Here is a 22,588-nt window from a genome sequence, read left to right on the forward strand (position 1 = left end):
TATTGCCACTGAAAACTGAAAACTGAAAACTGAAAACTGAGACTGACCACTGCCTACTGAATTAGCCCTGATAGGAATGAAAAGCCCGGAGCAAGAAAAATTTAGTTTTTGTTGTTTTAAAAATGCGACCAAAGAAGCACTTTTTAAAGCATAGAAAAACAAATTTTTATGCGAGGAATTGTAGTGGATAGCAGGATTGGCTTCAAAAATACTGAAATAAATTCAGCACAATAAAATAAAAAAACATGGAATTATATAAAAATCAAGCGTTAAAAATCTACAACACACTTTCGAGTGAGAAATCAACCTTTACTCCTATTCATGAGGGAAATATTGGGATGTATGTTTGTGGGCCTACGGTTTACAGCAATGTGCACCTAGGTAATGTGCGAACTTTTATGAGTTTTGATGTTATTTTCAGATATTTAAAATATCTAGGTTACAATGTTCGTTACGTAAGAAATATTACAGATGCTGGGCATTTAACTGATGACGGTGACGTGGATAATGACCGTTTTGTGAAGCAATCTCGTTTGGAAAAATTAGAACCCATGGAAATTGTACAGAAATATACTGTGGATTTTCATAAGGTTTTAGATACATTTAATTTTTTACCACCAACGATTGAACCGACCGCAACCGGACATATTTTAGAGCAAATAGAATTGACGGAAAAGTTAATTGCTGATGGTTTTGCTTACGAAAGTAACGGTTCGGTATATTTTGATGTGTTTGCTTACAATGCAAAAGGATTAAATTATGGCGAACTAAGCAATAGAAATGTTGAAGAATTATTTGCCAATACAAGAGATTTAGACGGTCAAAGTGAAAAGAAAAATCCACAAGATTTTGCACTTTGGAAAAATGCTTCTCCGGCACATATTATGCGTTGGAACTCGCCTTGGGGTGAAGGATTTCCAGGTTGGCATTTAGAATGTACTGCCATGAGTACGAAATACTTAGGTGAAAAATTTGATATTCACGGTGGCGGAATGGATTTAAAATTTCCACATCATGAATGTGAAGTAGCACAAGGAAAAGCGTGCAACGGACATACTCCAGTAAATTACTGGATGCACACAAATATGCTGACAATGAATGGTTTACGCATGAGTAAATCGACTGGTAATTATATTCTTCCAATGGAATTAGTTACTGGAGAAAATACTTTTTTCGAGAAAGCTTTTGCTCCAAATATCGTTCGTTTTTGTTTTTCGCAAGCCCATTATCGCAGTGTTTTAGATATTTCTAATGACGCGATGGTAGCAAGTGAAAAAGGTTTTAATCGTTTGATGGAAGCTTACAAATTGATTTCAAACCTAACTGCAAGTGCAACTTCTTCTTTAGACATTAAGGCTTGGAGACAAAGTTGTTATGATGCGATGAATGACGATTTTAATACACCAATTTTAATTGCACAATTGTTTGAGGGTTCTCGTTTTATTAATATTGTATATGACAACAAAGAAACTTTAACTGCCGAAGATATTCAACTTTTGGAAGCTACACTAAGTGGTTTCTTGTTTGATGTTTTAGGATTGCGAAATGAAAATACAGTTAGTGGAAGTTCAGATGCAACCGAGAAATTAAATGGTGTAGTTGAAATGTTAATTGGCATGCGTAATCAAGCAAGAGCTAATAAAGATTTCGCTATGTCTGACCAAATTAGAGATGAATTGTTAGCCATTGGTATTCAGTTGAAAGACGGAAAAGAAGGAACAACATTTTCAGTATAATAAATAAAAAATCTCTTTACGGAGATTTTTTTATGATGTAAAGTAAGAATATATGTGTAAAACCAGCGCTTCTATAAAACCAAAATCTCTAAAACAATGGATCGTTTTTCCATTGGTTTTATTGGTGCGATTTTATCAGGTAGGGATTTCACCTTTTACACCAGCTACTTGTAGATATGAGCCGACATGCTCAACTTACACACTTCAAGCATTGCAAAAACACGGATTATTTAAGGGAGGATGGCTCTCGATTAAACGTATTGCAAGTTGTAATCCTTGGGGAAAAACCGGTTATGATCCGGTTCCTTAATTATTAAAACAATAAACCTAGTCCTTCCAAGTTTTGCTATAGTTGAACGTGACTTTGCAATTGAAAAATTTCTTTGGACAATATTAACAACATTCCGGATAATAATATTTATTTTTACTTTTTTAAATAGAATAAACACTTATGATTTACGCTCTAAATATGGTTTGGAATCCTTCTGAAGGAATTGATTTTGGTTTTTTTATGTTACGTTTTTACAGTTTATCTTGGGTGTTAGCCTTTGGATTAGGTTGGTACGTAATCAAACCTATTTTTATTAGAGAACACGAGTCCGTAGATTCGTTAGATAAGCTTTTCGTTTATACGCTTGTTGCTACAATGTTAGGTGCAAGATTAGGACACGTTCTTTTTTACCAATCTGAATTATTTTACGAAGATCCTTTAAGTATTATCTTACCTATTAGTACAAGACCAACATTGCATTTCACTGGTTTTGCAGGATTAGCGAGTCATGGCGCAGCAATAGGAATTATTTTAACCATGTTTTATATTCAGAAAAGAGTGATAAAACGTTCCTTTTTATGGATTTTAGATCGTATTGTAATTCCAGTTTCTTTAGGTGCGATTTTTATTCGTTTGGGAAATTTTGTCAACTCTGAAATCATTGGTAAAGTAACTTCGCCAGATAGTTTTTTAGCGATGAAGTTTATTAGAGGTGAAGATTATAATGGCCCATTAGGTGAACCCGCTATAAAAGCACAAACGCAACTTCAAGATGCGCACCAAGCTTTTACTGCTGTGGCAAATGATCCACAATTTAAAACTATTTTAGACACATTTCCATATAGATACCCAGCACAGTTATATGAAGCAATATGTTATGTTTTTGTATTTGGTATTTTGATGTTTTTATATTGGAAAACCGAAGCAAGAAACAAACCTGGTTACTTATTTGGATTGTTTTTAATTTTGTTATGGACAATTCGCTTTGTAGTTGAGTTCTTTAAAGATAGTCAAGGTGGATTCGAAAAGTATCCGATATTTAACGCTCTATCGACAGGACAATGGTTAAGTATTCCATTTATAATTATAGGCTTCTACTTTGTACTGAAAGCAAAGGAAGTTAAGCCTTCACTTTAGAAAATTACAAATCTTAAAGTCAATGTGATGTTATTTTACGAAAAACCACATTAGCTATTTATACAAAAAAGCGATTAGAAATTCTAATCGCTTTTTTTGTGTTCTTTTATTCCTTTTTCTTTTGATCTTCGATACTTATTCCTATTCCTAAGACATTTGGTAAATAAGGTCCGTTAAAATTGTTTTTAATTCTGAAAGTATACTTTCCTATTTCCGGTTTGAAGTTGGGTTTGATTTGGAAATACACATCGCAAATGTCACCTGAACAATCTCCAAGTTCTTTTCCTGCAGCATCTTTTAACTTTAAATCAACAGGAATGATTTCAGTTTTTCCACTTGGTGAAATGATTACAACTTCTAAAGGAATCGATTCAAACTGATAGCCATAAATGTGTCCAAAATGTAATTTTAGCAACACCTTAGCGTCCCTATTTGTATTTGTATACTCTGATACTCTTTCGTTTGTTATAGCCCAGCGATTGTCTTCAAAATCACGATCAAAGGAATTATAGATTTCATTTGTATTACACAATTGAAACAAACACAGCATACAAACAAAAATAAATTTAGATTTCATATTCATAACGTTTTAGAATTATAAATATATAAAAAAAGTCCTGATGAAAATCAGGACTTTTTAAAACTATATAAAAAAGTGTTTAGTCTTCTTTCTTGAATTCAGCCATTTTACGACCTTCTTCTTCACCAATTGCATCTGCCATTAATGGTGTTGCAACGAATAGCGATGAATAAGTTCCTACTAAAATACCTACTAAAATAGCGAATACAAATCCTCTAATAGTTTCTCCACCTAAGATGAAGATTGAAACTAGTACAACTAAAGTTGTAGCAGAAGTATTCACTGTTCTAGATAATGTAGTGTTCAACGCTTTGTTCACTAATCCTTTAAAATCTGGTGATGAATTATAATTTAAATATTCACGTACTCTATCAAATACAATTACCGTGTCATTCAATGAATATCCAATTACAGTTAAGATTGCAGCAATAAATGCTTGGTCTAATTCCATGTTGAAAGGTAAAAAGTTGTAGAAGAATGAGAAAATACCCAATACAATAATAATATCATGTGTTACTGCTATTACTGCAGCAAATCCAAATTGCCATTTGCGGAATGTAACCATTAAGTAAATGAATACAACTAGTAAAGATCCCATAACTGCCCATAAAGAGTTCGTTTTAATATCCTTAGAAACTGTTCCAGTTACTTTAGCTGAAGATAAAATACCTACAGTTTTTCCGTCGTATAAATTAGCAAACTGCTCATAAGTCAAATTAGCTGGTAAGTTTTTCTTTAAACCTTCAAATAATTTTTCGTTAACTTCTCTATCCACTCCATCACCTTCTTCGTCAACTTTATATTTTGTAGTGATTTTTAATTGGTTGTCTGTACCAAATTTTTTAACCTCTGCTCCTGCTTCACCAAAAACAGCACTTAAATCTTTTGTTACATCATCTGAAACAACAGCCTTGTCAAAACGTACTTGGTATGTTCTACCACCTACGAAGTCAATTCCTGGATTCAATCCTTTAGTAACTAAAGAAACTATACTTAAAACAACTAAGATTGCAGAAATAGTGTACGTAATTTTCTTTTTCCCTAAGAAGTCAAAATTTAAATTTTTAAACCAGTTCTTAGTTAATGTAGTAGAGAATGTTAATTTCTCATTACGAGATAAACTATAATCTAAGATCATTCTTGTTACGAAAACCGCTGTAAACACAGAAGTAATAATACCAATTAATAAAGTAGTTGCGAAACCTTTAATTGGTCCTGTACCAAATACTAATAAAATGATTGCTGTTAAAGCAGTAGTGACGTTAGCATCAACAATTGAAGATAATGCTCCTTTCCATGTAAATGCATAGTCTGTAGCTTCTTGAACTGTTCTTCCGTTATCTAATTCTTCTTTTGCTCTTTCAAAGATAATTACGTTGGCATCTACCGCCATACCAATTGTTAATACAATACCCGCAATACCAGGCAATGTTAATACTGCTCCAAAACTTGCTAATGCACCAAATATAAATAAGATGTTCACTAACAAAGCCAAGTTAGCGTAGAAACCAGCTTTTCCGTAATAAACTACCATCCACAACAATACTAAAGAGAAACCTAAAACGAAAGAAATTAATCCGTTATTGATTGCTTCTTGTCCTAAAGATGGACCTACTAATTCTGATTGAACAATTTCTGCTCTTGCTGGTAATTTACCTGCTCCTAATATTTTTGTTAAATCTTGTGCGTCTTCAATAGTAAAACTACCTGAGATTCTAGAACTTCCTCCAGTAATTGGTTCATTAACTTGTGGTGCAGAATAAACCTTGTTATCCATTACAATAGCAATGAATCCTTGTTCTTTTGCAACTTTACTAGTCAATTTTTCCCACTCACGTGTTCCGTAAGTGTTCATATTCATGCTAACTCCTTGTTTTCCAAATTCGTCAGCTTCAGCTCTTGTATTAGTGATCATATCACCAGACAATGCCGGTTTGCCAGAAGCATCACCTTTTAATAAATATAAACGTGTAAATTCTGGGTTTTTTTCATCTGCTTTTTCCCAAACGAATCTAGAATGTGTTAAGTTACTTGGTTGCATTGCTTTAATATCGCTTCTTTTAAAGTAAGAATTGATAAGCGCTGTATCTTTTACTTTAGCAATACCAATAACTGGCGAACCAACTGGTTGTTGCGATAAAGGCTGTAATTTATCGAAAAGTGGATTTACAACTGCAGAAGAATCTGCTTTGTCAACTAATAAAGAATCAATACCTGTTGTTTTAACTGGCGCTTCTTTTTTAACTATTTCTGTTTTCTTTAATGCTTCGTTAATCTCAATTAAGTATCCGAATGCATCAGAATCTGTATGTGCAATCCAAAACTCTAATTGTGCTGAAGTTTGTAAGATTTTTTTAATTTTATCTACATCTTTAGCTCCTGGTAATTCTACCAAGATTCTTCCTGAGTTTCCTAATAATTGAATATTTGGTTGCGTAACACCAAACTGGTCAATACGCTCTCTTAGTACTTTAAAAGCACTTTCAACAGACTCATTAACTTTTAGTTTAATAATAGGTTGAACTTGTTTGTTAGTCATTCCTATTTTTATAACACCATCAAGATTTTTATTTCTAAAAACATCTACGTCTGCTAATTTTAAATTCGCTTTATCAGCTTCGTCAAAAAATGCATCGATAAAATCCTGATTTCCTTGTTGATTTACTTTTGCATCAGCAAGTGCTTTGTTGAAAGCTGGATTTTTTGTTTCGTTTGCCAATCCTTTTAGAATGTCTTTAACCGAAATTTGAAGAATTACGTTTAATCCTCCTTCAAGGTCAAGACCCTTATTGATTTGATTATCGGTTACTTCTTTGTATGTTTTTCCAAGAAATACTTTTTCTCTTTTTAAAGAGTCTAAGTACTGTAATTCTTTTTTGGAATCTCCTTTTGCAAATGCTTTAGCGTCATTTAATATGCCGTTTGCTGCAAAGGTGAATGAAAGTTGGTACACACATACCAAAGCAAAGATAATTGCGAAAAATTTAATAAGTCCTCTATTCTGCATTAGTCTATAATTTATTATTCTTATTTTATAAAAACGGACAAATATATAATTTACAATAGGAAATAGCAATTTTATTTTGATTAAAATTCCATTATACCCCTGATTGTAATGAAAAGCCTTTTAATTGTTAAAAATATATAGCTTTTACAATGAAAAACAGCGACCTAAGAAGCTCGTTTTTTGTTGCTAAAACCTTATTTTTACAATAAAAGCTTGTAATGAAAAGCGGGATTAGGTTCAAAAAAAAACTGCCAATTTCTTGACAGTTTCAGTATGAATTTCCCTACTATTACAACACTGATTTTAAATCGGCATTCATAGCTCTAACTGCTTCTGCTGATTTTGCAAAAGCCGCTTTTTCAGTATCATTTAATTTGACATCGATGATTTCTTCTACACCATTTCTTCCGATAATACATGGAACTCCCATGCAAATATCTTCTTGTCCATATTCGCCTTCTAAGAAAACTGAACAAGCAATCATGCGTTTTTGATTATTTAAAATGCTATCTACTAAATAAGCAACAGAAGCTCCTGGTGCATACCAAGCAGATGTTCCTAACAATCCTGTTAAAGTAGCTCCACCAACCATTGTAGAGGCAGCAACTTTATCTAATTCTTCTTGAGATAAATAATTAGAAACTGGTGCTCCATTGTAAGATGCTAAACGTGTTAATGGAATCATAGTTGTATCTCCATGACCACCAATAACCATTCCTTGTACATCATTACTTGGTTTATCTAAAGCTTTTGATAAGAAATATTTGAAACGTGAGCTATCTAAAGCCCCACCCATTCCAATTACTCTATTTTTAGGTAAACCTGTAGCTTTTAATGTTAAGTAAGTCATTGTATCCATTGGATTAGACACTACTACAATAATTGCTTCTGGCGAATGAACTAAAATGTTCTCAGCAACCGATTTAACGATTCCTGCGTTAATTCCAATTAATTCTTCACGAGTCATTCCTGGTTTTCTTGGAATTCCTGATGTAATTACAACTACATCACTTCCTGCTGTTTTAGAATAATCTCCAGTTGTTCCGGTTACTTGTGTGTTAAAAACAGTTGTTGTAGCACATTGCATGATATCCATAGCTTTACCTTCAGCAAAACCTTCTTTGATATCGACTAATACTACTTCACTTGCAATTTCTCTGTACGAAATAACGTCTGCGCATGTTGCACCAACGTTACCCGCACCAACTATAGTTACTTTCATTTTATTGTGTATGTTAAAATTATTAAATTCAGATTAAATCTTATTTTTTGTATTCTATTATTTTCGAGTACAAATTTACCAAAAAGCATTTAAAAATTAGATAAAAAAATTGGTTATTTACTATCCATTTAAAAAATTATATTGATTCAGTTTATACTTTTAGAATACAAAAGGGCATCTGAAAACAGACACCCTTTTGGTTATAATTTTGAGACAGCTTGACGCATTCCTTTTTGCAATAAAAAGAAAGCACTAAACAATCCTATTTTAAAATTTGAATTACGCATCAATTTTTGCGTAAGATGCATTTTTCTCAATAAATTCTCTACGTGGTGGAACCTCATCGCCCATTAACATAGAGAAAACTCGATCTGCTTCTGCTAAACTATCAATAGTTATTTTACGAAGCGTTCTGAAATCAGGATTTAATGTTGTGTCCCACAATTGTTCTGCGTTCATTTCCCCAAGACCTTTATAACGCTGGATTCCTGCGCTTCCTCCCATTCTTGCATTGGCAGAATCACGTTGATCATCATTCCAAGCGTATTCTTTTTTGTTTCCTTTTTTAACTAAATATAAAGGAGGAGTTGCAATATAAACGTGACCATTTTCGATTAACTCCTTCATATAACGGAAGAAGAAAGTCAAAATTAATGTTGAAATGTGAGAACCATCGACATCGGCATCACACATAATCACTACTTTATGGTAACGTAATTTTGCTAAGTTTAGAGCTTTACTATCTTCCTCTGTACCGATTGTAACACCAAGTGCAGTAAAGATATTTCGGATTTCTTCGTTTTCAAAAACTTTATGTTGCATTGCTTTTTCAACATTCAAAATCTTACCACGTAATGGTAGAATAGCTTGGAAAGCTCTATCACGACCTTGTTTAGCAGTTCCACCCGCCGAATCTCCCTCTACAAGGAAAATTTCGCATCTTGCTGGATCTTGTTCTGAACAATCTGATAGTTTTCCTGGTAATCCACCGCCACCCATAACGGTTTTACGCTGCACCATTTCACGTGCTTTTTTAGCAGCGTGACGTGCTTGAGCAGCCAAAATTACTTTTTGAACTATAATTCTTGCATCATTTGGATTTTCTTCCAAATAATTTTCTAACATTTCTGAAACTGATTGAGAAACTGGAGAAACTACTTCTCTATTTCCTAATTTAGTTTTAGTTTGACCTTCAAATTGAGGTTCTTGTACTTTTACCGAAATAATAGCCGTTAAACCTTCACGGAAGTCATCTCCAGAAATTTCGAATTTTAATTTATCTAACAATCCAGAAGAATCTGCATATTTCTTAAGCGTACGAGTTAAACCCATACGGAAACCTTGCAAGTGCGTTCCTCCTTCGTGTGTGTTGATATTATTTACATAAGAAAAAATGTTTTCCGTATAACTTTCATTATAGATAAGCGCTACTTCAACTGGAATATCTCCTTTTTCAAGTTCCATAGAAATTACATCACCAATAATAGGCACACGATTTCCATCTAAAAACTTGATAAATTCTTTCAATCCTTCTTCTGAATAGAATGTTTCGACTCTAACTTCTCCTTTTTCATCAATATCTCTCTTGTCTGTCAAAATGATTCTTAATCCTTTATTCAAGAAAGAAAGTTCGCGTAAACGAGCTGCTAATGTATCGTAAGCATATTCTAATGTTTGTGTAAAAATAGTAGGGTCTGGTCTAAAAGTAACTAATGTTCCTCTTTTATCTGTTTCCCCTATTTGTTTAACAGGATATAATGCTTTTCCTTTTTCGTATTCTTGTTCGTAAATTTTTCCGTCTTTAAAAACCGTAGCTCTTAAATGATCAGAAAGTGCATTTACACACGAAACACCAACACCGTGCAATCCTCCAGAAACCTTATAAGAATCTTTGTCGAATTTACCTCCAGCACCAATTTTAGTCATTACAACTTGAAGTGCTGAAACGCCTTCTTTTTTATGAAGGTCAACAGGAATACCACGTCCATTATCTTCTACAGAAACGGAATTGTCCTCATTAATAGCCACAAGAATAGTATCACAATGACCTGCTAAAGCTTCGTCAATTGAGTTATCTACTACTTCATATACTAAATGATGCAAACCTCTTGTACCTGTATCACCAATATACATCGAAGGACGCATTCTAACGTGCTCCATTCCTTCTAAGGCCTGTATACTATCCGCGGAATAGCCACCTTTGTTTATTTCTTCACTCATATTTATTAAATCTTAAACGACTTTTCTGTTAAACACACAAATATAGCCATTTAAAAAAGAAAATAGCTAAAAAGCACCTTAAAATCGCTTGAAGTTATCAACATTTGTTAATTTCTTAAAAGTGGCGCAAATGCGATAAAAAAAGGCTAATATCGAGTTTTAGCTCGTTTAGCCTTTTGTTTAAATTCAATTATTTATAAAGTCCCTTAAAAGCGGTTTAATGAACTCGAAAAATTAGTAATAATTTGAGATTTTAAGTACAATAGTCCTTTTACCGAAAATTTAAAACTTAAATTGCCTCTTGAAATGCTACTTCTTTTTGATAAGCATCAGCATGAACATTTGCAACCGCTCTTCCGGATGGATCGTTCATGTTTTTAAAAGCTTCATCCCACTCTAACGCAATTTTTGTACTGCAAGCCACACTCGCTTCTTGCGGAACACTTAAAGCTGCTGCATCACTTGGAAAATGATCCGTAAAAATCGAACGGTAGTAATACTCTTCTTTAGATGTTGGTGTTTGAATTGGAAATTTATATTTCGCGCTAGCTAATTGTTCATCCGAAACTTCTTTTGCAACGACTTGCTTCAAGGTATCAATCCAGCTGTAACCAACACCGTCACTGAATTGTTCTTTTTGGCGCCAAGCCACACTTTCTGGCAACATGTCTTCAAAAGCTTTTCGCAAAACCCATTTCTCCATGCGCTCACCGTTAATCATTTTATCTTGTGGGTTGATTCTCATGGCAACATCCATAAATTCTTTGTCCAAAAATGGTACACGACCTTCAATTCCCCAAGCGGCTAAACTTTTGTTGGCACGAAGACAATCGTACATATGCAATTTACCCAATTTACGAACTGTTTCTTCATGAAATTCTTGTGCGTTTGGTGCTTTATGAAAATATAAATAACCGCCAAATAATTCATCCGAACCTTCTCCCGAAAGCACCATTTTAATTCCCATTGATTTGATTACTCTTGCCATCAAATACATTGGTGTCGAAGCTCTAATTGTAGTTACATCATAGGTTTCAATGTTATAAATCACATCTTTAATAGCATCTAATCCTTCTTGAATGGTGAATTTTATTTCGTGATGAATGGTTGCTAAATGATCTGCGACTTTTCGGGCTGCAGCCAAATCAGGCGAACCTTCTAAACCAACTGCGAAAGAATGCAATTGCGGATACCAAGCATCTGATTTTCCGTCGTTTTCAATTCGTTTCTGCGCATATTTTTTGGCAATAGCCGAAGTAATAGAAGAATCTAATCCGCCCGAAAGTAATACGCCATAAGGCACATCGCTCATTAATTGTCTTTTTACCGCAGCTTCTAACGCTTCTTTAATTGCAGTAATACTAGTTTCGTTTTCTTTAACAGCTTCAAATTCCGTCCATTCTCTTTTGTACCATTGCACAAATTCTCCGTCTTTACTCGACATATAGTGTCCGGGCGGAAATAACTCAATTTTAGTACAAATACCTTCCAATGCTTTTAATTCGGATGCAACAAAAAATGTTCCGTGTTCATCCCATCCTATATATAAAGGTATAATTCCCATATGATCACGCGCAATAAAATATTCGTCTTTTACAACATCATAAATCGCGAAGCCAAAAATTCCATTCATTTCATCTGTAAAATTGACACCTTTTTCTTGGTATAAAGCTAAAATAACTTCGCAATCACTTTCGGTTTGAAATTCGTATTTCCCTTCGAATTGTTTTCTCAATTCACGATGGTTGTATATTTCGCCATTTGCAGCTAACACTAAACTTTTATCTTTTGATACCAAAGGTTGTTTCCCAGAAGCCGGATCTACAATAGCTAAACGTTCGTGAGCCATTATAGCTTTTTCATCACTATAAACTCCACTCCAATCTGGTCCTCGATGACGAAGTTTCTTAGACATTTCTAAAACCTTTGGTCTTAAAGTTGTTGCTTTTTGTTTCAAATCGAATGCACATACTATCCCACACATAATTCCTATATTTTTAAGTTTCTTAGTTTAAAGGATTATGTAACTAACCGTTTAAATCTTCAACAAAATTGAGTAATTAAGTTTAAGTACGAAACCATAAATCAATTATTAGTTATAAATAACAACTAAAAAACAGCTTTTAGATTAAATATGCAGTCAAAAAGAATGATTTTAATTTGTTTTGGTTACAAATCATAAAAAAACCACCCTAATGAGTGGTTGTGTGTTTTTATTCTATAGCTTTAATCTGGAAAACATTGGAATTTATTTGGACCACATCGCCACCTCCTTTTCCCATCAATTGACTTCCTAAAGGAGATTCTGAGGAAACTGCTATTATAGCAATCTCATCAATTTGGATTTTAGGCATGGCTCCACTAATATAAAACCACATGCCATTAGCTTGAACCAAACTTCCTAACGCTACTTTATTGTGCTTAGCATTTGTGTCAATTTTGTCAATTAATGCCTTTTGATTCAGATTTTCGGCTAATTTATGATTGAGTTTCTCTTGTTCCAAATGCATCATCGCCAAAGCTGTTTCATGTTTGTCTCCTGCCGAACCTTTAGCATCATTTTGTGCATCTCGTGCTAAATCAGAAATCATAAAACGCAACTCTTGAATCTTTTCTGATAAAAGATTTTGATACTCTACTTTTATCTTTTGTTTAAATGTCATAACCATAGTATTTTGGGACGAAGAAGTTGATACTCTAACTTTTATATAGTATTTTTTATGCTACAGAAATATCTATTTACAACTTGATGATTTTGTTATGAAGATGTTAACGCAGAATTGTTTTATATATTGTAAGAATTGTCACGAAAATAACCCTTAAAAAAAAGGCACAAAGAATAATAATATTCTTTGTGCCTCATTCTCTTACTTTATCTTATAATTTCCTAGAAATCAAATTTATAATTCGCTCCTAAAAGTATTTGAATTCCCTGAACTGGCATATTTGTCCAACGGTTATATTGTTGGTTTGCTAAATTATTCGCTTTTAAAAATCCAGTTAATCTTGCGTTGTATTTATAACCTACGTGTGCATTCAAATCAAAATAACTGTCTAAATTTTGCACTTTTTGTGTAAACGTTGCTGGGATTATTGCCATGTCGTCTTGAACGGTAATCATGTCTTTTCTTTCTCCAACAAAGAACACATTAGCGCCCGCATACCATTTTTCATTAATGTCAAAATCAATTGTAGTTCCAACTTTTAATTGTGGCAAATTCCATGCTTCTGCTTGTCTGTCTGTAGTAAAGTTATTATACGTTGCATTTACGCCAAATGAAACTGTTTTAGAAAAATCTGCTTTTAACTCTCCGAAAAGACTTAACGTTTTTACATTATCATAAACTACACCAAATGAATTACCGTAAGCGTAACCTTCCGTGTTAGCATAAGCTGGGTCGAATTCATTACTAACAAACATTGCTTTATCATCCTGATTCAAATACGAAGCTCTTACATTGAAAGCAACCGAATTCGCTAACTTACCTTTTAAACCCGCATAAATATCATATTTATTATCTGTAGGCGAAACGGAAATCGTTGGTGAAATAAATGCATTATCCTCCACGAAATCAGCATACGAATTTTGTTGCAAACTTCCTTCTGCACCAGCATAAGCGATTAAAATATCTCCCACTAATTTATAAGAGGCTTTAATGTTTGGATAAACAAAAATCTTACCATCACTTTCACCATTTACTTTAGCCGTTGCATAAAAGACTCCAGCACCAAGTTGAACCGATAAATCATCTTGCTGATATAAGATACTTGGTTTAATTCCCGCAATAATTGTACTGTATTTTAATTCCGAATCTACATCTAACATTCTCGCAAATGAACCACCCACGTAATCCACAACTAAATCAGCCTTAATTTTCTGACTCATTACTTCAAAGTCAAAATCTGGCTTGATAAAAAAGCGATTTTCACCTGAACTATATCCGTCTGAAAAACGTTTAAACTGCATTGACGCTTCCTTAAATATTCCATCTTTAAAACCTAATTTCCCACCTAATGCAATTGTGTTATAGCTTTGTTTCGAATCAATTCCTCCAATCGTTGCATCATCAAAAAAGATATTTTCTGATGGTAAACCATACCAGTTATAGACTTGGTTTTTTACGCCTAAATCTACATTCCAACTCATATCGCGCTCACGCACACCATACGTTAAATCTAAGCTAGTAGTTCCATATTTATCATCTAGTTGCAAATCTTTAATTCCTCCTTGAGAAGATAAATGACGCAACATTCCACCTACATAATTGCTTCGGCTTAAATTCTGAGTAATAAATAATTCTGCATTGATCGTTGGATAATTCCCAAAACCTAAAGTTGCATAGTTGTTGTATAATTTTTCTTTCTCAGTTTTATCAACTCCTGCTGCTTTTCCTTTAGCTGGAGTAAAAGTGGAAGCTACCGGAAACGAGAAAATGTTATATTGGATTGGTTCTTTCTTTTGCTCTTCTTCATCTTCTAACACAGGTGTTTCTTTGACTTTAAAAGCATCGGAAATAGTAGGCGTGTAAGGTTTAACAATGTTTACCACTTCAGAACCAATATTTTCATCTTTCTTCTGAGAAAACGAAAACTGGAACATTGTGAAAACTATTAAAACGGAAAAATATATTTTGTATTTGTTCATATTCTGAATATTTAAATGCAACAATTAATGAAGCACGACAATGAAATAAGGTGATTATTTTGTGATTGATGAATTTCGTTTTGCTTCCTCTCCTTTAACAACAGCTAATTCTTTCTGAGCCTCTTCAACTACATCTGCGTATTCTGAGAAGTTGTCAATTATACTTTTCAAAATTTCTGTAGCTTGAAAACTGTCATTCAACTGATAATAATTCTTTGCCATTAGCACTAAAGCTTTTGCTCCAAAATATTTATAGCCAGAATAATCCGTTGCGATTTTCTCCACTACTTTGTTAGAAGCATCGTATTTTTCTTCTTTGTTTTTAAAATAAGCATCATAATATAAGGCTTCCGCTTTAAGTTCTCCTTTTGCAATCTTATTTAAATTAGCATAAGCTTCTTTAGCTTTCGCTTCATCATTTGTTTTCACAGCGGCACGTGCCACAATAATTTGCGCATCACTCTTAATACGATCATCCACTTTATCGTTTGCTAAAACTTTATCAGCATAAACTACAGCATTTGAATAATCTTGTTTCTCATAGTATGATTTCATCAAATTCGACTTCGCATACATTCTATTTTGCGGGAATTCAGCTTCAGCTTCTAATCGTTTTAAAACTGGAATTGCACTGTCATAATTCTTAACTTTTAAATGTACCTGACATAATCTTGCTAAAGCTTGCTCGGTAAATTCATTTCTTGGTTTTACTACTACAAAATCATAATGTTTTACTGAATTCGCTTCTAAATTATCAGCAAAGTACAATTGCGCCAAATAGAAATTTGCTTTCAAAGCATGTAATCCATTTGGAAATTTGCTCACATAACTTGTAAATCCCGAAATGGCTAATTTTGAATTATTCTGTAAATATTGTTTTTCAGCCGATTCGTAAGTATCATTATCTAAATCTGCATTTGAAACCTCTACGAATGAAAGTGTTTTTACCCAATCTGCATATTCGTCAACTTTTCCATTATCAACATAAATCAAACGCGCTGTTGAAACTGCTTCAATTGATTCAGGCGAATTTGGAAATTCTGCTACAACTTTTTTAAATTTGACTAACGCCGGTTGCGTTTTGTTTCCGTTGTAGTAAATTAATCCTTGTTTCAAAATTGCTTTTGCAACATACGAACTAGATTTATAGCCATTAATTAATTTGTCATAAGTCGCAATCGCTTTATCTGTTTGGCTTTGGTTCACATAGGTATTTCCTAATTCATACAAAGCGTCATCTGCATATTGTGACGTAGGATACGTTTTTGCAAACTTCTCTAAATCTTCAATTTTTTTATCTGGTTTACTTACAAATCCGTAGCTAATTCCTTTTTGAAACGCCGCGTAATCTGCATCCACACTTTTCATATCGATTGCTTTGTTGTAAGCATCCATTGCAGGCCAATATTTTGTTGAGATGAAGTTACAATCTCCCAAGCGCAAATAAGAATCGGTTAGTCTTACCTTATCATCTTTACTAGAAACCGTATAATCATCGAATCTCTTAATTGCATTATCGTAATCTTTCAATTTGAAATAAGCATACGCCAAATTATAATTCGCATTACTATATTCAGGTGTATTTGGAGCTTCTGAACTGTTTAAGAATTGTAAAAAGCTTAATTTTGATTCTTCGAATTGGTCTAAACTATACTCTGTTTCTCCTTTCCAAAAAGTAGCTCTTGCTGTAAATTTTTTATCTTTATTTTCAGCCAGAGACTTCTTGAATAATCCGTAAGCACCTTTATAATCTCCATCTGTGTATAATTCTAAACCTCTGTAGAAAGTTACTTTTTGATAAGCCAACTTATTTTCAGGCGATTTACTTTTTTCTAACAATACTAGAGCTTCTTTATAATTTTTAGAAGTAATGTAAGAGCTAATTAACAAGGTATTGATTTCTTGTTTGCTGGCAGAATTCGGATATTTAGCTAAATAAGCATTCATGATTTCAGGAACAGATTGGTATGGATTCCCAATTTCATAACTCAGTTTAGCGTAATTTAAAGAAGCATCTTCCTGAATTTTCACATCAAACTGCATTTCCGAAGCTTTTTTGAAGGCATTCAAAGCTTGTTGCTTCTTATTAGTGTTCAAATAACTTTCAGCTAAATGATAATAAGCATTTTGAGCTACAGCATCATTTCCATCAATAATTTTATTGAATTGCGTAATTGCGTTTTCGTAATCTTTTTGTTGGTAATACGTATAACCTAGCTGATAGAAATCAGTATTATTCCATTTTCCTTTTTTTCCTTTATAGGCTAATAAATAAGGTAATGCTTTATCATATTGCTTCAAGTTGAAATAACTTTCACCAATAATTTTAGATAGTTCACTTTTTTCGTCGGCTCTAGATTTTGGCATTTGACCTTCACCTAAATCGATTGCTTTTTGAAAATTTCCCAATTTAAAATTCATATCGGCTTGGAAATAGCCCATTTTTTCTTTGTACTTATCCTGGTCTGAAACTTGTTCGAAATATTCATTCGCACTTTTATAATCATCCGTTTCATAAGACATAAAACCTAAATAGTATTTAGCTTGACTACCAAAAGTTTTAGAATTGACAACCATATTAAAGTATTTGACAGCTTCTTTGTTGTTTTTTATGGTGAAATAGGCATATCCTTTCTGAAAATTGTATTTTTCTTTATCAGCAAATGACATAGAACTAGCATCAGCTTTATCAAACCATTCGATAGCTTTTGGATAATTCCCTTCGTCAAAATAGTAATGTGCTACTTCAATATAAGCTTGATTTGTTTTGGTACTTGTAGGATATTCCTCTACAAATTCTTCGACTAAAACATCGGCGCCCATTTGGTTCAAACGGATTGCGCAGTTTGCGATATAATACGCACAATCTGCCTCAACTTCCTGATTTTGAGTCTTCGTTTTAACTTTGTCAAACAAAATTTGAGACGCTTGATATTGCTTGTCTTTATATAATTCAACAGCACGATTAAATTCGGTTAAGTCGTGTGTGTAAACAGCGGATTGTTGTGCAAAAAGAGTTCCAGAAAAGAAAACTATTAAAAAGGAAAGTTTTAAATACTTTATCATGTTATTCGTTTATTATAAGTTCCAAATATAAGGCTTATTCCTACTATAAACGAAGCAACTTAACATATTATTGTACTACTTTTAAACATAGTTTTTAACGAGAGTTGCAATTTTTTAGGTATTATCATTTAAAATTTTGATACCGAATCATAAGTTCTTACTTTTACATTTCAAAATACAAATTCACTATGTCAGAAGCAGTTCTATCTTTAAAAAACGCAACTATTTATCAAGAAAAAAATCCAGTTTTAACCGATGTAAATATCGAAGTTCAAAAAGGAGAGTTTATCTATTTAATTGGTAGGACAGGTTCGGGAAAAAGTAGTTTTCTAAAAACGCTTTACGCTGATTTAGCATTAACCCAAGGCGAAGGAAATATAGTCGATTATAATTTAGCAACTTTACAAGAAAAAGAAATTCCGTACCTGAGAAGAAAATTAGGAATTGTTTTTCAAGATTTTAAATTATTGCCAGATCGTAGTATAAAAGAGAATTTGCTTTTTGTATTAAAAGCTACCGGATGGGCTGAAAAAGCAGAAATGGAACTGAAAATTGAAGAAGTTTTAGATAAAGTTGGTATGAAAGGATTTGCTTCAAAATTGCCTCACCAACTTTCTGGAGGTGAACAACAGCGTATTGGTATTGCCAGAGCTTTATTAAACGATCCCGAATTAATTTTAGCGGATGAGCCAACAGGAAATTTAGATCCACAAACCAGCATAGAAATTATGGAAGTGCTTAAAAAAATCCATGAAAACGGAAAAACTATTTTAATGGCAACGCACGATTACGCTTTGGTTTTAAAATATCCTTCAAAAACATTGAAATTTGACGAAGGAAAGATTTTTGAAGTAGTTCAAAGAGTGGTTTAACTCTGAGAATCTTTTTTGTAATAGTGAGGATTTTCTTTAACTCCTTTTTTGAAAACTTTTCTCAAATTCATTCGCAACCAAGTATCAGTTTGTAATACCAAATCTATAAATTTATTTTCAGGTCTACCTCTAAATGAAGTTACATGAAAAGTATCAAATTTTTCTAACGGGACATCAGAAAAATAATAATTTGATACACATTTGCGTTCCTTATCTACAACAATTGGTGAAACAGAGTGTAGCGACTTGTTATGGGTAGCCATTACTGCCAACCTATTAAACCTACTTTCAATGGTAATCTGTTTTTCTGAAAGTCCAATTGGCCACAGTTCTAAATTTCCACCATTTTCTAATTTCCAATCTGGTGTTACATAATATAAAAGATTTAAAACACGCCATCTATTTCGTTCTTTATCGTGTGAATTATCTAAATGAGGATTTAAAAATTGTTTATACCCCATTAATGAAATACCTCCAGCATATAATTTTTCATCGGGAAAGGCCTGACTAATATTGCATACTTCAGCAATCAGCTTAACAATGCGTTCATCTTGAAATGCATATATAATATTTTCCAAAATTGGAGCATATAAATTCATTTGAGCAGCAACAAATTTATCTTCCCGAATACTTTTTTTCAAGACCATTTCAGCTGTTCTGGGAAAGCTTTCATGAATTTGAAGGGCTAAGTCTTGGGGCAAAAGATCATCAATAAAAAAAAAACCAATTTCATTTTTAGAATTCTTGAATTGTTCCGCTACAATCTCCTTGTTTTTCTCTATTTTTGAAAATATAATGTCAGCGAGCTGTTTTTTAGTCATCCTGAAAATTTTTATAAAATTAGTTAAATTTATTCAAAATGTTATCCATATTAATTCCAACATATAATTATTCCGTTTCACCTCTTATTTTGGAATTAAAAAGTCAAGCTGATCTACTAACTCTTCCTTATGAAATCATTGTTTTAGATGATTCAAGTTCTCTTTTTTTAGCTGAAAATCAAAAAATAAAGGAACTTGAAAATTGTTATTATCTAAAAAATGAAACAAATATTGGTCGCACAGCGACAAGAAATTTATTAGCAAAAAAAGCGACATTTAATAATTTATTATTTTTAGATGCGGATGTTTTTCCTGAAAAAAAGGCTTTTTTATCAAATTATAGTAAAATGGTTGACAAATTAGAAAATACTGTCATCTTCGGAGGTTATAAATATGTTACGGTTATTCCAGAAGAGTCAAAATCATTACGCTATTATTACGGGAAAGATAGAGAAGAAAAAGAAGCTTCAATCAGAAACAAAAACCCATATGGTTTCGTTTTCTCGGGAAATATGCTGATTTGTAAAAATATTTTTTTGGAAAATAATTATAAAAAATCTGACAATTTATATGGTTTGGATAATATATTTTCCCATCAACTCTATACCAAGAACATAAAGGCATTACATATTGATAATGGTATCTTTCATAATGGTTTGGAAGAAAATGAAGTATTTTTCACTAAATCTTTAGAAAGTGTGACAGCAAGAAAACAAATTTTATCAAACGATAAAAAAGGTTCGGAAATAAATAGTTTATTGCGCTATTATTCAATTTTAAAAAAAATAAAACTTCTTTTTGTTGCGAAAATTCTATTCAAATGGAGCGAGAAATATATGAAAAACAAAATAATAGCAGAAAAACCAAATTTGTTCTATTTTGACTTATACCGATTGGGTTATATTTGTAGTTTAGAAAATTAAAATGTATACAAAAATAAAGAAAAATTTATTTCAAATAATTCCGAAAAATTTCATTTTAAAAAACGAAGTTTGGCTTCGTAATTTACACTACCATTTGTTTTATAAAGGTAATAATCATGAATGTAGTATTTGTAAAAAGAAAGTAAAACAGTTTTTAAAGAATCATAATCATCTTATTTGTCCCAACTGTGGAAGCATTCAACGTAACAGACGATTGTGGCAACTTTTAGATCAAGAATTTATTATAAATAACACTACTATTTTAGATTTTTCGCCTTCTCGTGTTTTGTTTCGAAAATTAAAAAATAATAAAAAAATAAATTACATAAGTACTGATTTTGAAAATGAATTTATAGCTGATTATTCTTTTGACATTACCAATATCGACTTAAAAAGCAAAAGTATCCATTTGATTATCTGTTATCATATTTTAGAACATATTGAAAACGATAAAAAAGCGATGCAAGAACTTTTTCGAATCCTTAAAAATGGAGGAAAAGCATTAATTCAAACTCCTTTTAAAGACGGCGAAATTTATGAAGATTATTCAATAACTGATCCTGAAGAACGCAAAATTCATTTTGGACAAGAAGATCATGTTAGATTTTATAGTATTGATGGCTTAAAAAATCGCCTAGAAAATGAAGGTTTTAATGTGGAAATTCGAAAATTTGATAAAGAAGAATATTATCTAGGATTAGAAACTAACGAAACTATTTTAATTTGTCACAAAGAATGAATCCACAAATTTCAATAGTAATTCCTGTTTATAATAAGGATAAATGTATTGAAGACACGCTAAAAAGTATTTTTAGTCAGACGTTTACTGCTTATGAAATAATCATCATTAACGATGGTTCAACTGATGCTTCAGAAGTTGAAATTCTAAAATTTCAATCTGAAAAAATAAAGTATTTTAAGACGGAAAACAGAGGAGTTTCTCAAGCTAGAAATTTAGGTATCGATAAAGCAACTGGAACTTATATTGCATTTTTAGATGCTGATGATATTTGGTTTCCTAATCATTTGCAAAATCTTGTAGCATTAGTTAATAATTATCCAAATTGCGGAATTTACGCTACCAATTATGAGTTTTATTTCAATGAAAATAAAATCATAAAACCGAAATTTAAAGATATTCCCGCAGAAAATTGGCAAGGAATTGTTGTAGATTATTTCATAAGTAGTTTAGAATATCATTTGGTTTGGACAAGTGCTGCTTTAATTCCCAAAGCTATTTTTGCAACTGTTGGTAATTTTGATGAGAAAATTACACTTGGCGCAGGAGAAGATACAGATTTATGGATGCGAATTGCATTGCGCTATAAAATTGCATTTACTACTGTTGTTTCGGCCCAATATATTATGGAAAGTTCTTCTAAAATAAGTTCCATTAATACCAAAAAACGCACTTTCCCAAAGTTAGATAAATTTAAAAAAGAAGAGAAGAATAATCCATCTTTACATAAATTTTTAAATGTACAACGTACAATTTATGCCTTAAAGCACAAATTAGTAAACGATATTGACAAATTCAAATTTTATTATTCTGAAATTGATCAAAAACTATTAGACTTTAAAACAAAAATATTGTTAAAAATGCCTAATTCGTTTCTAATTCTACTATATAACGGAATGAGAAAAATAAAAAATAGTTCATTTTACTTTTATTTGTACACCAATATTATTAAGAAATAAGAGTTGATTTGATAAATTCTTCAAAATCTCTGACATAATCTTCTTCACAAAAAACATCAGAAGCGACGACTAGACAAACGGCTCCAGAGGAAAAGTTTTTGAGTTCTCTCCAAATACCATTATGGATTAATAATCCTTCAAAAGGTCTATTAAGAGGGATGGTTTTTTGGTGAGTCCCATCATTTAAAACAACGTCAAAACTTCCAGAAAGTGCAATTAAAAACTCTTGCTGCTCAATATGTGAATGTCCACCTCTTTCTGCACCAGTTGGCACATCATATAAGTAGTAAACGCGTTTAAATTCAAAAGGAATTACGTTCTTTTCAATTACAGAAAGATTTCCTCTTGGATCTTCTATTTTTGGGATTTGTACTATTTTTATATTCATTT

The 22,588-nt window shown here is 32.3% G+C and carries 17 protein-coding genes; 7 read left to right on the forward strand and 10 right to left on the reverse strand.

Annotation, left to right across the window (positions count from 1 at the left end; translation table 11 throughout):
- The first annotated feature begins 245 nt into the window (after nucleotides 1–245).
- From cysS to lgt, 3 genes are all read left to right on the forward strand, one after another.
- A complete protein-coding gene (cysS, locus tag ACFSX9_RS04480; protein ID WP_379804940.1) occupies nucleotides 246–1,736 on the forward strand; it encodes a cysteine--tRNA ligase in 1,491 nt (496 codons plus the stop codon).
- Nucleotides 1,737–1,788: 52 nt separating this feature from the next.
- On the forward strand, nucleotides 1,789–2,046 hold the full coding sequence (gene yidD / locus ACFSX9_RS04485; RefSeq protein ID WP_379804943.1) for a membrane protein insertion efficiency factor YidD: 258 nt from the start codon (nucleotides 1,789–1,791) through the stop codon (nucleotides 2,044–2,046).
- A gap of 141 nt (nucleotides 2,047–2,187) precedes the next feature.
- A complete protein-coding gene (lgt, locus tag ACFSX9_RS04490; RefSeq protein WP_379804946.1) occupies nucleotides 2,188–3,144 on the forward strand; it encodes a prolipoprotein diacylglyceryl transferase in 957 nt (318 codons plus the stop codon).
- 106 nt (nucleotides 3,145–3,250) lie between these two features.
- On the opposite strand, the gene ACFSX9_RS04495 is transcribed toward lgt, so the two are convergent.
- The 8 genes from ACFSX9_RS04495 to ACFSX9_RS04530 form a co-directional block, all read right to left on the reverse strand.
- Nucleotides 3,251–3,721 (reverse strand): gliding motility lipoprotein GldH family protein, encoded by a 471-nt coding sequence (locus ACFSX9_RS04495; RefSeq protein ID WP_379804949.1) that lies wholly within the window; start codon nucleotides 3,719–3,721, stop codon nucleotides 3,251–3,253.
- Nucleotides 3,722–3,803: 82 nt separating this feature from the next.
- Complete coding sequence (gene secDF / locus ACFSX9_RS04500; protein ID WP_379804952.1) at nucleotides 3,804–6,731, reverse strand: protein translocase subunit SecDF; 2,928 nt, start codon at nucleotides 6,729–6,731, stop codon at nucleotides 3,804–3,806.
- Between the two features lie 289 nt (nucleotides 6,732–7,020).
- Complete coding sequence (locus ACFSX9_RS04505; protein ID WP_379804954.1) at nucleotides 7,021–7,953, reverse strand: malate dehydrogenase; 933 nt, start codon at nucleotides 7,951–7,953, stop codon at nucleotides 7,021–7,023.
- 279 nt (nucleotides 7,954–8,232) lie between these two features.
- Entirely contained in the window at nucleotides 8,233–10,173 is a 1,941-nt protein-coding gene (gene gyrB, locus ACFSX9_RS04510; RefSeq protein ID WP_379804957.1) for a DNA topoisomerase (ATP-hydrolyzing) subunit B, read from the reverse strand.
- 289 nt (nucleotides 10,174–10,462) lie between these two features.
- Nucleotides 10,463–12,157: an asparagine synthase B gene (gene asnB, locus ACFSX9_RS04515; RefSeq protein ID WP_379804960.1), complete on the reverse strand. Its 1,695-nt coding sequence runs from the start codon at nucleotides 12,155–12,157 to the stop codon at nucleotides 10,463–10,465.
- A gap of 229 nt (nucleotides 12,158–12,386) precedes the next feature.
- Nucleotides 12,387–12,836 (reverse strand): hypothetical protein, encoded by a 450-nt coding sequence (locus ACFSX9_RS04520; RefSeq protein WP_379804963.1) that lies wholly within the window; start codon nucleotides 12,834–12,836, stop codon nucleotides 12,387–12,389.
- Nucleotides 12,837–13,060: 224 nt separating this feature from the next.
- A complete protein-coding gene (locus ACFSX9_RS04525; RefSeq protein ID WP_379804966.1) occupies nucleotides 13,061–14,818 on the reverse strand; it encodes a TonB-dependent receptor in 1,758 nt (585 codons plus the stop codon).
- Between the two features lie 54 nt (nucleotides 14,819–14,872).
- On the reverse strand, nucleotides 14,873–17,884 hold the full coding sequence (locus tag ACFSX9_RS04530; RefSeq protein ID WP_379804969.1) for a tetratricopeptide repeat protein: 3,012 nt from the start codon (nucleotides 17,882–17,884) through the stop codon (nucleotides 14,873–14,875).
- Nucleotides 17,885–18,072: 188 nt separating this feature from the next.
- On the opposite strand from ACFSX9_RS04530, the gene ACFSX9_RS04535 reads away from it, so the two are divergent.
- The gene (locus tag ACFSX9_RS04535) at nucleotides 18,073–18,756 is read left to right on the forward strand and encodes a cell division ATP-binding protein FtsE (RefSeq protein ID WP_379804972.1); all 684 of its coding nucleotides are present in this window, start codon (nucleotides 18,073–18,075) and stop codon (nucleotides 18,754–18,756) included.
- On the opposite strand, the gene ACFSX9_RS04540 is transcribed toward ACFSX9_RS04535, so the two are convergent.
- Nucleotides 18,753–19,577: a 2OG-Fe(II) oxygenase gene (locus ACFSX9_RS04540; RefSeq protein ID WP_379804975.1), complete on the reverse strand. Its 825-nt coding sequence runs from the start codon at nucleotides 19,575–19,577 to the stop codon at nucleotides 18,753–18,755. The genes ACFSX9_RS04535 and ACFSX9_RS04540 overlap by 4 nt on opposite strands.
- A 38-nt stretch (nucleotides 19,578–19,615) precedes the next feature.
- Between ACFSX9_RS04540 and ACFSX9_RS04545 the strand changes: the two genes are divergently transcribed.
- The 3 genes from ACFSX9_RS04545 to ACFSX9_RS04555 are packed head-to-tail and all read left to right on the forward strand — an operon-like array spanning nucleotide 19,616 to nucleotide 22,198.
- Nucleotides 19,616–20,500, forward strand: coding sequence for a glycosyltransferase family 2 protein (locus ACFSX9_RS04545; RefSeq protein WP_379804978.1), 885 nt, complete (start codon nucleotides 19,616–19,618; stop codon nucleotides 20,498–20,500).
- A gap of 1 nt (nucleotide 20,501) precedes the next feature.
- Entirely contained in the window at nucleotides 20,502–21,239 is a 738-nt protein-coding gene (locus tag ACFSX9_RS04550) for a class I SAM-dependent methyltransferase (RefSeq protein ID WP_379804980.1), read from the forward strand.
- Nucleotides 21,236–22,198 (forward strand): glycosyltransferase family 2 protein, encoded by a 963-nt coding sequence (locus tag ACFSX9_RS04555; RefSeq protein WP_379804982.1) that lies wholly within the window; start codon nucleotides 21,236–21,238, stop codon nucleotides 22,196–22,198. Before ACFSX9_RS04550 ends, ACFSX9_RS04555 begins: the two co-directional genes overlap by 4 nt.
- On the opposite strand, the gene ACFSX9_RS04560 is transcribed toward ACFSX9_RS04555, so the two are convergent.
- Complete coding sequence (locus tag ACFSX9_RS04560; RefSeq protein ID WP_379804985.1) at nucleotides 22,188–22,586, reverse strand: sugar 3,4-ketoisomerase; 399 nt, start codon at nucleotides 22,584–22,586, stop codon at nucleotides 22,188–22,190. The two genes, ACFSX9_RS04555 and ACFSX9_RS04560, sit on opposite strands and share 11 nt — an antisense overlap.
- Between the last annotated feature and the right edge of the window lie 2 nt (nucleotides 22,587–22,588).

Origin of the sequence: Flavobacterium ardleyense (assembly GCF_042686085.1) — a bacterium.
GTDB lineage: Bacteria > Bacteroidota > Bacteroidia > Flavobacteriales > Flavobacteriaceae > Flavobacterium > Flavobacterium ardleyense.

What these genes read in the sequence shown, in the direction of transcription:
- ACFSX9_RS04530 (WP_379804969.1), bottom strand. Translation starts at nt 17,884, where the DNA reads ATGATAAAGTATTTAAAACTTTCCTTTTTAATAGTTTTCTTTTCTGGA.
- ACFSX9_RS04495 (WP_379804949.1), bottom strand. Translation starts at nt 3,721, where the DNA reads ATGAAATCTAAATTTATTTTTGTTTGTATGCTGTGTTTGTTTCAATTG.
- ACFSX9_RS04505 (WP_379804954.1), bottom strand. Translation starts at nt 7,953, where the DNA reads ATGAAAGTAACTATAGTTGGTGCGGGTAACGTTGGTGCAACATGCGCA.
- cysS (WP_379804940.1), top strand. Translation starts at nt 246, where the DNA reads ATGGAATTATATAAAAATCAAGCGTTAAAAATCTACAACACACTTTCG.
- ACFSX9_RS04550 (WP_379804980.1), top strand. Translation starts at nt 20,502, where the DNA reads ATGTATACAAAAATAAAGAAAAATTTATTTCAAATAATTCCGAAAAAT.
- ACFSX9_RS04520 (WP_379804963.1), bottom strand. Translation starts at nt 12,836, where the DNA reads ATGACATTTAAACAAAAGATAAAAGTAGAGTATCAAAATCTTTTATCA.
- ACFSX9_RS04525 (WP_379804966.1), bottom strand. Translation starts at nt 14,818, where the DNA reads ATGAACAAATACAAAATATATTTTTCCGTTTTAATAGTTTTCACAATG.
- yidD (WP_379804943.1), top strand. Translation starts at nt 1,789, where the DNA reads ATGTGTAAAACCAGCGCTTCTATAAAACCAAAATCTCTAAAACAATGG.
- lgt (WP_379804946.1), top strand. Translation starts at nt 2,188, where the DNA reads ATGATTTACGCTCTAAATATGGTTTGGAATCCTTCTGAAGGAATTGAT.
- gyrB (WP_379804957.1), bottom strand. Translation starts at nt 10,173, where the DNA reads ATGAGTGAAGAAATAAACAAAGGTGGCTATTCCGCGGATAGTATACAG.
- ACFSX9_RS04560 (WP_379804985.1), bottom strand. Translation starts at nt 22,586, where the DNA reads ATGAATATAAAAATAGTACAAATCCCAAAAATAGAAGATCCAAGAGGA.
- ACFSX9_RS04555 (WP_379804982.1), top strand. Translation starts at nt 21,236, where the DNA reads ATGAATCCACAAATTTCAATAGTAATTCCTGTTTATAATAAGGATAAA.
- ACFSX9_RS04540 (WP_379804975.1), bottom strand. Translation starts at nt 19,577, where the DNA reads ATGACTAAAAAACAGCTCGCTGACATTATATTTTCAAAAATAGAGAAA.
- ACFSX9_RS04535 (WP_379804972.1), top strand. Translation starts at nt 18,073, where the DNA reads ATGTCAGAAGCAGTTCTATCTTTAAAAAACGCAACTATTTATCAAGAA.
- ACFSX9_RS04545 (WP_379804978.1), top strand. Translation starts at nt 19,616, where the DNA reads ATGTTATCCATATTAATTCCAACATATAATTATTCCGTTTCACCTCTT.
- asnB (WP_379804960.1), bottom strand. Translation starts at nt 12,157, where the DNA reads ATGTGTGGGATAGTATGTGCATTCGATTTGAAACAAAAAGCAACAACT.
- secDF (WP_379804952.1), bottom strand. Translation starts at nt 6,731, where the DNA reads ATGCAGAATAGAGGACTTATTAAATTTTTCGCAATTATCTTTGCTTTG.